Here is a 9872-nt window from a genome sequence, read left to right as displayed (position 1 = left end):
AGAGAAACTTCGCTTTGCTATTCGTGAAGGTGGTCGTACTGTTGGTGCCGGTATCGTCTCTAAGATCATTGAATAAATAATGCTTGTTGAGTGCTTTGATTATTGAAGGCACTTTATATAACAGGGAAATAAAGAGCATGAACAGTCAAAATATTCGCATTCGCTTGAAAGCGTTTGATCATAGAATTCTTGATACGTCGACGCGTGAGATTGTATCGACTGCTAAACGTACCGGTGCAAATGTCCGTGGTCCCATTCCGCTTCCGACGCGGATTGAGAAGTTTACGGTCAATCGTGGACCGCATATCGATAAGAAGAGTCGTGAGCAGTTTGAGATGCGAACACATAAGCGTCTTCTTGACATTGTTGATCCAACGCCGCAAACAGTGGATGCGCTTATGAAGCTCGATCTTTCTGCTGGTGTGGATGTAGAAATTAAGCTCTGAGGTTTGAGGACGGAAGGAACAGACCCGATGCGTTCAGGTGTAATAGCACAGAAGCTGGGCATGACCCGTATTTATAATGATGCTGGTGAGCATGTGCCGGTGACGGTACTTCGTTTGGAGAATTGTCAAGTCGTTGCTCAGCGTACAGTTGAAAAGAATGGTTATACTGCTGTTCAATTAGGTGTAGGCTTTGCTAAGGTTAAAAATACTTCGCAAGCTCTTCGTGGACATTTTGCTAAGGCTTCTGTTGAGCCTAAAGCCAAAATAGCAGAGTTTCGTGTAAGTCCTGATAATCTTCTTGATGTTGGTACTGAGATTACAGTGGAACATTTTGTTCCAGGGCAAAGAGTTGATGTGACTGGTACCAGTATTGGTAAGGGGTTTGCTGGTGTTATGAAACGACATAACTTTGGTGGGCATCGTGCTTCCCATGGTAATTCGATCACACATCGTGCTCATGGTTCTACAGGGCAGTGCCAAGATCCTGGTAAAGTTTTTAAAGGCAAAAAAATGGCTGGCCATATGGGGCAAGTGCGTGTAACAACACAGAATATTGAAGTTATTTCCACTGATAGTGAGCGTGGTTTAATTTTGGTGCGTGGTGCTGTTTCTGGTTCTAAAGGCTCTTGGATTTTGATACGGGATGCTGTGAAAAAGCGTCTTCCTGATAATGCTCCAAAGCCTGCCGGTATTCGCCGTCTTGTGAAGGAGAAAGCGGAAATGGTTACTCCGGTGACGGAAACCTCTGAAGTTGAGGGAGCCTAATAATGGATCTTGTAATTAAAACTCTTGATGGTAATGAAGCTGGTAAATTAAAGGTTTCTGAAGCTATTTTTGATCTTGTTCCGCGTGAGGATATTTTGCAACGTGTTGTTCGTTGGCAGCTTGCACGTCGTCAGCAGGGAAGTCATCAATCTCAAGGTCGTTCTGATGTGTCGCGAACAGGGGCAAAAATGTTTAAACAGAAAGGAACGGGACGTGCTCGACATTCATCTGCACGTGCACCGCAGTTTAGAGGTGGGGGTAAGGCACATGGACCAGTGGTTCGTAGCCATGCGCATGATCTTCCTAAAAAGATTCGTGCTCTTGGGTTGCGTCTTGCTTTATCTGCAAAATTAAAAGCAAAAGATTTAATTATTGTAGATGAGTTGACTGTTAAGGATGCTAAAACGAAAATGCTTGTTTCTCATTTTTCTAAGCTTGGATTTAATAACGCTCTCTTAATCGGTGGTAAAGAGATTGATATTAACTTTTTTCGTGCAGCTTCTAATATCCCGAATATTGATATTTTGCCTATTCAGGGAATTAATGTTTATGATATTTTGCGTCGCAGCAAACTTGTTTTATCAAAAGCAGCTGTTGAGGCTCTTGAGGAGCGTTTTAAATGACAGATCTTCGCCATTATGATATAATTATTAGTCCAGTTATTACTGAAAAGGCGACAATGATTTCTGAATATAATCAAGTTGCTTTTAATGTCGCGCCGAAAGCGACGAAGCCTGAAATTAAGGCTGCTATTGAAGCGCTTTTTAGCGTAAAAGTTAAAGCAGTTAACACGATAGTCCGTAAGGGTAAAGTGAAGCGTTTCAAAGGTATAGTTGGTCGGCAGAGTGATGTCAAAAAAGCGATCGTAACTCTGGCCAGTGGTCAGACTATCGACGTTTCGACAGGTCTTTAAGAGGCTCGGAGATAGGAATAATGGCACTTAAGCAATTTAATCCAACGACACCTGGGCAACGTCAGCTTGTTATTGTGGAACGTTCTTGTCTTTATAAGGGAAAACCTGTAAAGATGTTAACTGAAGGTTTATCTTCAAAGGGTGGACGTAATAATCGCGGTCGTGTTACTGCTCGTTTTCAGGGTGGTGGACATAAACGAAGTTATCGGTTTGTCGACTTTAAGCGTCTTAAACGTGATGTTTCAGCAAAGGTTGAGCGTTTAGAATACGATCCTAATCGTACTGCTTTTATTGCTTTAATCCGCTATGAGGATGGGCAATTGAGTTATATTCTTGCGCCACAGCGACTTGGTGTTGGTGATTCTGTTATGGCTGGTTTAAATGTGGATATTAAACCGGGTAATGCTATGCCTCTTGCTAATATGCCTGTAGGTACAATTATTCATAATGTTGAGATGAAACCAGGAAAAGGCGGACAGATTGCACGTTCAGCAGGTGCTTATGCGCAGTTGGTTGGACGAGATCATGGTATGGCTATTCTTCGTTTAAATTCTGGTGAACAGCGTTTGGTTCCGAGTAGCTGTTTTGCAACTGTTGGCGCTGTTTCAAATCCTGATCATGGGAATATTAATGATGGTAAGGCAGGTCGGTCGCGTTGGCGTGGTAAACGACCACATGTTCGTGGTGTTGCTATGAACCCTGTTGATCATCCACATGGTGGTGGTGAAGGTCGTACATCGGGGGGGCGTCATCCAGTGTCTCCTTGGGGTAAGCCTACGAAAGGTAAGCGTACGCGCTCCAATAAAGCCACTGATAAGTTTATTATGCGTACGCGTCATCAACGCAAGAAATGAGAAAGGTAGTCTGAAGTGGTTCGTTCAGTTTGGAAAGGTCCGTTTGTTGACGGCTATCTTCTTGGTAAAGCAGAGAAGGTACGTGCAAGTGGGCGCAATGAAGTTATAAAAATATGGAGTCGTCGCTCTACTATTTTGCCGCAATTTGTTGGTTTAACTTTTGGTGTTTACAACGGTAATAAGCATATTCCTGTTTCTGTTTCTGAAGAGATGGTTGGGCATAAGTTTGGTGAGTTCGCTCCTACCCGGACTTATTATGGTCATGGTGCCGATAAAAAAGCGAAGAGGAAGTAGGAATGGGAAAAGCTAAAGTTTCGCGCCAGCTTAAAGATAATGAAGCAAGAGCTGTCACACGGACAATTCGTGTTAGTCCGCAGAAGCTTAATTTAGTTGCTGCAATGATTCGTGGTAAAAGAGTTAATGTCGCGCTGGCTGATTTGATGTTTTCACGCAAGCGTATTGCTGGTACTGTGAAAAAAACGCTTGAATCAGCAATTGCAAATGCAGAAAATAACCACGATCTTGATATTGATTCGCTTGTTGTGGCGGAAGCTTATGTTGGTAAGTCGATAGTGATGAAGCGCTTTCATGTTCGTGGTCGAGGGCGTGCGAGTAGAATTGAACGTCCGTTTTCGCATCTTACTGTTATTGTTCGTGAAGTTACCGAAAAAGTGGAGGCCGCGTAATGGGTCAGAAGATCAATCCAATAGGACTTCGTCTTGGTGTTAATCGGACTTGGGATTCTCGTTGGTATGCTGATAGTGGTGAATATGGGCGCCTTCTTCATGAAGACTTGAAAATTCGTTCATATGTGCTTGAGGAGCTTAAACAGGCGGCTATTTCTAAGGTCGTTATTGAGCGTCCTCATAAAAAGTGTCGTATTACGATTCATTCTGCACGTCCTGGTTTGATTATTGGTAAAAAAGGTGCTGATATCGAAAAGCTTCGTCGTAAACTCTCAGAAATGACGGATGCTGAAACTTCATTGAATATTGTGGAGATTCGTAAACCGGAGATTGATGCGACAATTATTGCGCAATCAATTGCTCAACAGTTAGAGCGTCGTATTGCTTTTCGTCGTGCAATGAAGCGTGCTGTTCAGTCTGCTATGCGTCTTGGTGCGGAAGGTATTCGTATCAATTGTTCTGGCCGTCTTGGTGGTGCTGAAATTGCTCGTATGGAATGGTATCGTGAAGGTCGTGTTCCACTTCATACCTTGCGTTCTGATGTTGATTACGGTACAGCAGAAGCTAAGACCGCTTATGGTATTTGTGGTATTAAAGTTTGGGTCTTTAAGGGTGAGATTCTTGAGCATGATCCGATGGCTTCAGAACGTCGTGCTACGGAAGCTGATCAATCTGGTTCTTCATCGAATCGTCGCCGCGAAAATGCTTAGTTTTGAGATTGAACTAAAATTTGGAGTAGAGAACAATGTTGCAGCCAAAGCGCACAAAGTTCCGTAAGCAGTTCAAAGGCCGTATTCACGGTTTTTCGAAGGGTGGTACGGATTTGAATTTCGGTGCCTACGGTTTGAAGGCTGTTGAGCCGGAGCGGGTTACGGCTCGTCAAATTGAAGCGGCGCGTCGTGCGATTACACGTTATATGAAGCGTTCTGGTCGTGTGTGGATTCGCATTTTTCCAGATCTTCCGGTTACATCTAAACCGACTGAAGTTCGTATGGGTAAAGGTAAGGGAAGTGTTGATTATTGGGCTGCGCGTGTTGCTCCTGGGCGTATCATGTTTGAGCTTGATGGTGTTCCGGAGGATGTTGCACGTGAAGCACTAAGATTGGGTGCTGCAAAGTTGCCTATAAAAACGCGTTTCATCCAGCGTATTGCTGAATAATTGAGGTTAAGCGATGAGAGCCACAGAATTACGGGCGCAAACGCTCGATCAAGTGAAAGATGAATTGGCTAAGTTAAAGAAAGAGCAATTTAATTTGCGTTTTCAAAAAGCAACAGGTCAATTAGAAAAGACTGCGCGCGTTAGACAAGTTCGTCGTGATATTGCGCGTATTAAAACTTTTCTGCGTCAAAAGATAAGTGAAACTAAGGTTTAAGGAAATAAGAGATGCCTAAACGCGTTTTGCAGGGTGTTGTTATTAGCGACAAAAGTGATAAGACTGTTGTTGTCAAAGTTGAGCGCCGTTATTCTCATCCGCTTCTTAAGAAGACTGTTCGGCAGTCTAAAAATTATAAAGCGCATGACGAAAACAACCAATTCAAGATTGGGGATCAAGTTTCTATTCAAGAATCTAGACCAATTTCGAAAGATAAATGTTGGATTGTTGTAAAAGACAATGTAGCGTAATGAGTTGAGTTTATTGTTTTAGAATTTAACAGTGTTTTTATCATTGATAAATTTGAAAGCGATGACTTTATCGTTATTTGGCAGGCAAATCCGAGTGTGTAAAAGGTACAGTCGGATATATGTGTTAAGAGAAGGTGGCCAGTCATGATTCAGATGCAAACAAACCTCGATGTTGCTGATAATTCTGGAGCGCGTCGTGTCATGTGCATCAAAGTGTTAGGCGGTTCAAAGCGAAAATATGCTTCGGTCGGTGACATTATTGTTGTTTCGGTTAAGGATGCAATTCCTCGTGGCCGTGTTAAAAAAGGTGATGTTATGAAAGCTGTTGTGGTTCGTACTGCTAAGGATATTCGTCGCGCAGATGGTAGTGTCATTCGTTTTGATGGTAATGCTGCGGTTTTAGTGGATAATAAAAAAGAGCCGATCGGCACTCGTATCTTTGGACCTGTTCCTCGCGAATTGCGTGGTAGGAATCATATGAAGATCATCTCGCTTGCTCCTGAAGTTCTGTAAGGAGTGAATGTTATGCAGAAGATTCGAAAAGGTGATAAAGTTGTCGTTTTGTCCGGTAAGGATAAAGGATGTAGTGGTGAAGTAATTAAGGTTAGTCCAAAAGAGAACAAGGCTTTTGTTCGTGGGGTTAATATGATTAAGCGTCATCAACGTCAAACGCAGAAGCAAGAAGCTGGAATTATTTCTAAAGAAGCTCCGATTCATCTGTCTAATTTGGCGATTGCTGATCCTAAAGATGGTAAGCCTACACGTGTAGGCTTTCGTATGAATGCAGATGGTAATAAGGTGCGTTTTGCCAAGCGTTCGGGAGAGTTGATTAATGGCTGAGGAAAGACAAATACCGCGTATGAAAGCGCATTATTTTGAAGTAATTCGTAAAGTGCTTCAAGAGAAGTTTAATTACAGAAATGCGATGCAAATTCCGCGGATTGATAAAGTTGTAATAAATATGGGGATAGGTGAAGCAACTGCTGATTCGAAGAAGCCTTCCCTTGCTGCTGAGGATTTAGGGCTAATAACGGGTCAGAAGGCTGTTGTTACGCGTGCACGTAATTCTATTGCAACCTTTAAGGTTCGTGAAGGAATGCCTCTTGGAGCTAAAGTTACATTGCGTAAAGATCGTATGTTTGAGTTTTTAGATCGTCTTGTTACGATTGCTCTTCCGCGGGTTCGTGACTTTCGTGGTTTAAATCCAAAGAGTTTTGATGGTCGTGGCAATTTTGCTATGGGTATTAAAGAACACATTGTGTTTCCAGAAATCAACTATGATAAAGTTGATCAAATTTGGGGTATGGATATTATCGTTTGTACGACAGCAAAAACGGATGATGAAGCTCGTGAGTTATTGCGTGCTTTTAATTTTCCTTTTCGTTCGTAACGGCAAACGTAGTGAGGTGAAATTATGGCCAAAGTAAGTGCCGTTGAAAAAAATAAGCGTCGTGAGGTGATGGTAAAGCGTTATGCTGCCCGTCGTGCACGTTTGAAAGCAATAGTTATGGATCAGAAGGTTTCTCTTGAAGAACGTTTTAAAGCTTCTGTTCAGTTGGCAGAGTTGCCGCGTAATTCTTCGAAAGTTCGTATTCGTAATCGCTGTGAGGTTTCAGGTCGTCCGCGGGCTTATTATCGCAAATTAAAAATGTCGCGAATTGCGTTGCGTGAGCTTGGCTCTATTGGCCATATTCCTGGTATTGTAAAGTCTAGTTGGTAAGAGGAGATTATTTAATGTCTATGTCAGATCCTCTTGGTGATATGTTAACACGTATTCGTAATGCACTTGGTCGTAAAAAAGGTAAAGTAGTTACTCCAGCTTCGAAGCTTCGTGCGCACGTTCTTGATGTTCTTCAGTCGGAAGGTTATATTCGCGGATATAATCAAATTGATTTAGGTGATGGAAAAGCGGAGATTGAAATCGAATTGAAGTATTTTGAAGGGCTGGCTGCTATTCGTGAGATTTCACGTGTATCAAAGCCAGGGCGTCGTGTGTATGTTTCTGCTAAGTCACTTCCTCAGGTGGCAAATGGCCTTGGTATTTCGATTTTATCGACTCCTAAAGGCGTTATGGCAGATCATGAGGCGCGTGAACAGAATGTTGGTGGAGAACTCCTTTGTCGTGTTTTCTAAGTTATGTCAAGAAAACGGAAGAAAAAGTAGGTTAGAACAATGTCTCGTATTGGAAAGAAACCCATTTCAATTCCTTCTGGAGTTACTGCTACTGTTGAAGGTCAGCTGGTTAAGGCAAAAGGTCCAAAAGGTGAGCTGAGTTACGTCGTCAATGATGAAGTCTTAGTCAAACTTGAGGAAAATATCATATCAGTTATGCCGCGGGATCAGTCAAAAGATGCGCGTTCTAAATGGGGTATGTCGCGCTCAATGATTGAGAACATTTTTTGTGGCGTGAAAGATGGCTTTGAAAAGAGGTTGGAGATTAATGGGGTTGGTTATCGTGCTGCTTTGCAGGGTAAGGATGTTCAACTATCTCTAGGCTTTTCGCATGATGTGGTTTATAAAGTTCCTTCGGGTGTTACTGTGACTGTTCCTAAGCCAACGGAAATTGTCGTTTCTGGAATTGATAAACAGCAAGTTGGACAAGTTGCAGCGGAAATTCGTGAGTATCGTAGGCCTGAGCCTTATAAAGGTAAAGGTGTTAAGCATGCAGATGAGCGTATCTTCCGTAAAGAAGGTAAAAAGAAATAAGGATTTTGTATTATGGTTTCATCTAAGGACATTATCCAACGTCGTGCAAGGCGTGTTCGTCGTAGAATTAAAATGGTTTCTCATGATCGTCCTCGGCTTAGTGTTTATCGTTCAAATCAGAACATTTATGCTCAAGTTATTGATGATTCGCGGGGATGTACACTTGTTTCAGCCTCTACTCTTGAAAGTGATTTAAAAAAGTCGTTAAAGAGCGGTGCGGATAAAAAAGCTGCTTTTGCTGTTGGTAAGTTAATTGCTGAGCGTGCGAAGAAAGCGGGTGTTAATGAGGTGGTTTTTGATCGTGGAGCGTATGTGTACCATGGTCGCGTCAAAGCTTTAGCTGAAGCTGCTCGTGAAGGTGGTTTGAATTTCTAAAATTTCTTATTTATGAATGAGTAAGGAGTGTTTAGAGTATTTCGTTTGAGTTCTTTCAGTTTGATGAGGGACTTTGTTATCGTGCTTCCGGAAAAGAAAAAGGAATGAGGAATGGCACAAAAAGAACGTGGTGATAGAGAAGAACGCGATAGTGAATTTGTCGATAGGCTCGTTCATATCAATCGTGTTGCTAAAGTTGTAAAGGGTGGTCGGCGTTTTGGTTTTGCTGCTCTTGTTGTCGTTGGAGATCAAAAAGGGCGTGTGGGTTTTGGACATGGTAAAGCCCGCGAAGTTCCAGAAGCCGTTCGTAAAGCAACGGAATCTGCAAAACGTGGGATGATTTATGTTCCGCTTCGGTCTGGGCGTACATTGCATCATGATCTTGAGGGTCGTCACGGAGCTGGGCGTGTTTTGCTACGTTCGGCTTCTGCTGGTACTGGTATTATTGCTGGGGGACCGATGCGTGCTATTTTTGAAGCTCTTGGTATGCAGGATGTTGTTGCAAAATCGCTAGGATCGTCGAATCCTTATAACATGGTTCGTGCAACATTTGATGCATTGAAACATCAAATGCATCCTAGAGATATTGCTGCTCAACGTGGTATAAAATATTCGACTTTGCAGGCGCGTCGTCGCCATTTAGTCGACCTAGAAGGGTAGTTTCTGAGGTTATCAGAAAAGGAATTAGAAAATGGTTCAGAAAAAATCTCAGAGTGGTAAAACTGTGACGGTGGAGCAAATTGGAAGCCCTATTCGAAACTCGCAGATTCAGCGTGCAACCTTAAAGGGGCTTGGATTAAATAAAATGCATCGTCGGCGCGTTTTAGATGATACGCTTTGTGTGCGGGGTATGATTGCTCGGGTTCGGCATCTTGTTCGCGTTATAGATGAAGATTAAGGGTTGCGGGAGTATTAGATATGAAACTCAATGAACTGCGTGACTGCGAAGGCGCAATAAAAGATCGTAAGCGTGTTGGGCGTGGTATTGGTTCCGGTACGGGTAAGACTGGTGGTCGTGGTGTAAAAGGGCAAAAATCACGTTCTGGTGTTTCCCTTAATGGTTTTGAAGGTGGGCAGATGCCTATCTATCGTCGTTTGCCAAAACGTGGATTTAGAAATTACTTTGCCAAGATCTACAATGAAGTTTCACTAGGACGTATTCAGTTGGCAGTTGATGCAGGTAAGTTGAATATTGAAAAGCCTGTTGATATGATTGCTTTGAAAGAGGCTGGTATTATTCGTCGTGAAAAAGATGGGGTTCGTCTTCTTTCTGATGGTGATTTGACGGCTAAGATTACCTTTCATGTTTCTGGTGCTTCACAAGCTGCTCGTGTTAAGATTGAAAAAGTGGGTGGTCAAGTTATTCTTCCTGATATTGCTCGATAATTTTTTAATATGAATCGAGACCTAAAGAAGAATTACATCTGCTTTGTGGAATCTTTTGTGGGGAATTGTTTAATTTCTGCATTTATTTGTGTATGCATATATGAATTTTAGGATTAT

Annotated in this window: 21 protein-coding genes and 1 pseudogene; all 22 read left to right on the top strand. The window is 42.4% G+C overall.

Translation table 11 applies throughout. The features are described from left to right. A pseudogene (locus tag ACFIKI_RS07735) lies at positions 1 to 76 on the top strand (elongation factor Tu); the annotation flags it as partial. Positions 77 to 137: 61 nt separating this feature from the next. Further along, positions 138 to 446, top strand: a complete 309-nt coding sequence (gene rpsJ / locus ACFIKI_RS07730; protein ID WP_005773267.1) for a 30S ribosomal protein S10 — start codon at positions 138 to 140, stop codon at positions 444 to 446. Between the two features lie 27 nt (positions 447 to 473). Further along, positions 474 to 1211 (top strand): 50S ribosomal protein L3, encoded by a 738-nt coding sequence (gene rplC, locus ACFIKI_RS07725; RefSeq protein WP_273791404.1) that lies wholly within the window; start codon positions 474 to 476, stop codon positions 1209 to 1211. Between the two features lie 2 nt (positions 1212 to 1213). Continuing rightward, positions 1214 to 1834 carry a 50S ribosomal protein L4 gene (gene rplD / locus ACFIKI_RS07720; RefSeq protein WP_273791405.1) on the top strand — a complete coding sequence of 207 codons (621 nt, stop codon included), beginning with the start codon at positions 1214 to 1216 and terminating at the stop codon, positions 1832 to 1834. Beyond that, on the top strand, positions 1831 to 2124 hold the full coding sequence (locus ACFIKI_RS07715; RefSeq protein WP_273723987.1) for a 50S ribosomal protein L23: 294 nt from the start codon (positions 1831 to 1833) through the stop codon (positions 2122 to 2124). Before rplD ends, ACFIKI_RS07715 begins: the two co-directional genes overlap by 4 nt. Before the next feature lie 20 nt (positions 2125 to 2144). Further along, a complete protein-coding gene (gene rplB, locus ACFIKI_RS07710; protein ID WP_375666640.1) occupies positions 2145 to 2978 on the top strand; it encodes a 50S ribosomal protein L2 in 834 nt (277 codons plus the stop codon). A 15-nt stretch (positions 2979 to 2993) separates the two neighbouring features. Further along, positions 2994 to 3272, top strand: coding sequence for a 30S ribosomal protein S19 (rpsS, locus tag ACFIKI_RS07705; protein ID WP_004855734.1), 279 nt, complete (start codon positions 2994 to 2996; stop codon positions 3270 to 3272). Between the two features lie 2 nt (positions 3273 to 3274). After that, positions 3275 to 3664 carry a 50S ribosomal protein L22 gene (gene rplV / locus ACFIKI_RS07700; protein ID WP_375645805.1) on the top strand — a complete coding sequence of 130 codons (390 nt, stop codon included), beginning with the start codon at positions 3275 to 3277 and terminating at the stop codon, positions 3662 to 3664. After that, on the top strand, positions 3664 to 4374 hold the full coding sequence (rpsC, locus tag ACFIKI_RS07695; RefSeq protein WP_375666638.1) for a 30S ribosomal protein S3: 711 nt from the start codon (positions 3664 to 3666) through the stop codon (positions 4372 to 4374). The genes rplV and rpsC overlap by 1 nt, the downstream gene beginning before the upstream one ends. 35 nt (positions 4375 to 4409) lie before the next feature. Next, on the top strand, positions 4410 to 4823 hold the full coding sequence (gene rplP / locus ACFIKI_RS07690) for a 50S ribosomal protein L16 (RefSeq protein ID WP_375645806.1): 414 nt from the start codon (positions 4410 to 4412) through the stop codon (positions 4821 to 4823). Between the two features lie 13 nt (positions 4824 to 4836). After that, positions 4837 to 5037, top strand: coding sequence for a 50S ribosomal protein L29 (gene rpmC / locus ACFIKI_RS07685; protein ID WP_375666636.1), 201 nt, complete (start codon positions 4837 to 4839; stop codon positions 5035 to 5037). 11 nt (positions 5038 to 5048) lie between these two features. After that, positions 5049 to 5288, top strand: coding sequence for a 30S ribosomal protein S17 (rpsQ, locus tag ACFIKI_RS07680; protein ID WP_012231991.1), 240 nt, complete (start codon positions 5049 to 5051; stop codon positions 5286 to 5288). A 144-nt stretch (positions 5289 to 5432) separates the two neighbouring features. Then, positions 5433 to 5801, top strand: coding sequence for a 50S ribosomal protein L14 (gene rplN / locus ACFIKI_RS07675; protein ID WP_004859184.1), 369 nt, complete (start codon positions 5433 to 5435; stop codon positions 5799 to 5801). A gap of 12 nt (positions 5802 to 5813) precedes the next feature. Further along, complete coding sequence (rplX, locus tag ACFIKI_RS07670; RefSeq protein WP_375645808.1) at positions 5814 to 6128, top strand: 50S ribosomal protein L24; 315 nt, start codon at positions 5814 to 5816, stop codon at positions 6126 to 6128. After that, entirely contained in the window at positions 6121 to 6678 is a 558-nt protein-coding gene (gene rplE, locus ACFIKI_RS07665; protein WP_375611477.1) for a 50S ribosomal protein L5, read from the top strand. The genes rplX and rplE overlap by 8 nt, the downstream gene beginning before the upstream one ends. A 24-nt stretch (positions 6679 to 6702) precedes the next feature. Continuing rightward, positions 6703 to 7008 (top strand): 30S ribosomal protein S14, encoded by a 306-nt coding sequence (gene rpsN / locus ACFIKI_RS07660; RefSeq protein WP_005773283.1) that lies wholly within the window; start codon positions 6703 to 6705, stop codon positions 7006 to 7008. 14 nt (positions 7009 to 7022) lie between these two features. Beyond that, complete coding sequence (gene rpsH / locus ACFIKI_RS07655) at positions 7023 to 7421, top strand: 30S ribosomal protein S8 (RefSeq protein ID WP_015856577.1); 399 nt, start codon at positions 7023 to 7025, stop codon at positions 7419 to 7421. Between the two features lie 39 nt (positions 7422 to 7460). Further along, positions 7461 to 7994 (top strand): 50S ribosomal protein L6, encoded by a 534-nt coding sequence (rplF, locus tag ACFIKI_RS07650; protein ID WP_273791413.1) that lies wholly within the window; start codon positions 7461 to 7463, stop codon positions 7992 to 7994. A gap of 12 nt (positions 7995 to 8006) precedes the next feature. Beyond that, entirely contained in the window at positions 8007 to 8369 is a 363-nt protein-coding gene (gene rplR, locus ACFIKI_RS07645) for a 50S ribosomal protein L18 (protein ID WP_375622342.1), read from the top strand. Positions 8370 to 8480: 111 nt separating this feature from the next. Then, positions 8481 to 9029, top strand: coding sequence for a 30S ribosomal protein S5 (rpsE, locus tag ACFIKI_RS07640; RefSeq protein WP_375622343.1), 549 nt, complete (start codon positions 8481 to 8483; stop codon positions 9027 to 9029). 31 nt (positions 9030 to 9060) lie between these two features. Beyond that, positions 9061 to 9267, top strand: a complete 207-nt coding sequence (gene rpmD, locus ACFIKI_RS07635; protein ID WP_375666635.1) for a 50S ribosomal protein L30 — start codon at positions 9061 to 9063, stop codon at positions 9265 to 9267. A gap of 20 nt (positions 9268 to 9287) precedes the next feature. After that, positions 9288 to 9755, top strand: coding sequence for a 50S ribosomal protein L15 (gene rplO, locus ACFIKI_RS07630; protein ID WP_375666633.1), 468 nt, complete (start codon positions 9288 to 9290; stop codon positions 9753 to 9755). Positions 9756 to 9872: the final 117 nt, after the last annotated feature.

The sequence above is a fragment of the Bartonella sp. TT121SHDZB genome (assembly GCF_042193415.1).
GTDB lineage: Bacteria > Pseudomonadota > Alphaproteobacteria > Rhizobiales > Rhizobiaceae > Bartonella.
The sequence above is the reverse complement of the archived record's forward strand: the minus strand, read 5'-3'. Positions and strand labels throughout refer to the sequence as shown.

Excerpts from the sequence above, each read along its gene's own strand:
- rpsJ (WP_005773267.1), top strand. The coding sequence starts at position 138 with ATGAACAGTCAAAATATTCGCATTCGCTTGAAAGCGTTTGATCATAGA.
- rplC (WP_273791404.1), top strand. The coding sequence starts at position 474 with ATGCGTTCAGGTGTAATAGCACAGAAGCTGGGCATGACCCGTATTTAT.
- rplD (WP_273791405.1), top strand. The coding sequence starts at position 1,214 with ATGGATCTTGTAATTAAAACTCTTGATGGTAATGAAGCTGGTAAATTA.
- ACFIKI_RS07715 (WP_273723987.1), top strand. The coding sequence starts at position 1,831 with ATGACAGATCTTCGCCATTATGATATAATTATTAGTCCAGTTATTACT.
- rplB (WP_375666640.1), top strand. The coding sequence starts at position 2,145 with ATGGCACTTAAGCAATTTAATCCAACGACACCTGGGCAACGTCAGCTT.
- rplV (WP_375645805.1), top strand. The coding sequence starts at position 3,275 with ATGGGAAAAGCTAAAGTTTCGCGCCAGCTTAAAGATAATGAAGCAAGA.
- rpsC (WP_375666638.1), top strand. The coding sequence starts at position 3,664 with ATGGGTCAGAAGATCAATCCAATAGGACTTCGTCTTGGTGTTAATCGG.
- rplP (WP_375645806.1), top strand. The coding sequence starts at position 4,410 with ATGTTGCAGCCAAAGCGCACAAAGTTCCGTAAGCAGTTCAAAGGCCGT.
- rpmC (WP_375666636.1), top strand. The coding sequence starts at position 4,837 with ATGAGAGCCACAGAATTACGGGCGCAAACGCTCGATCAAGTGAAAGAT.
- rpsQ (WP_012231991.1), top strand. The coding sequence starts at position 5,049 with ATGCCTAAACGCGTTTTGCAGGGTGTTGTTATTAGCGACAAAAGTGAT.
- rplN (WP_004859184.1), top strand. The coding sequence starts at position 5,433 with ATGATTCAGATGCAAACAAACCTCGATGTTGCTGATAATTCTGGAGCG.
- rplX (WP_375645808.1), top strand. The coding sequence starts at position 5,814 with ATGCAGAAGATTCGAAAAGGTGATAAAGTTGTCGTTTTGTCCGGTAAG.
- rplE (WP_375611477.1), top strand. The coding sequence starts at position 6,121 with ATGGCTGAGGAAAGACAAATACCGCGTATGAAAGCGCATTATTTTGAA.
- rpsN (WP_005773283.1), top strand. The coding sequence starts at position 6,703 with ATGGCCAAAGTAAGTGCCGTTGAAAAAAATAAGCGTCGTGAGGTGATG.
- rpsH (WP_015856577.1), top strand. The coding sequence starts at position 7,023 with ATGTCTATGTCAGATCCTCTTGGTGATATGTTAACACGTATTCGTAAT.
- rplF (WP_273791413.1), top strand. The coding sequence starts at position 7,461 with ATGTCTCGTATTGGAAAGAAACCCATTTCAATTCCTTCTGGAGTTACT.
- rplR (WP_375622342.1), top strand. The coding sequence starts at position 8,007 with ATGGTTTCATCTAAGGACATTATCCAACGTCGTGCAAGGCGTGTTCGT.
- rpsE (WP_375622343.1), top strand. The coding sequence starts at position 8,481 with ATGGCACAAAAAGAACGTGGTGATAGAGAAGAACGCGATAGTGAATTT.
- rpmD (WP_375666635.1), top strand. The coding sequence starts at position 9,061 with ATGGTTCAGAAAAAATCTCAGAGTGGTAAAACTGTGACGGTGGAGCAA.
- rplO (WP_375666633.1), top strand. The coding sequence starts at position 9,288 with ATGAAACTCAATGAACTGCGTGACTGCGAAGGCGCAATAAAAGATCGT.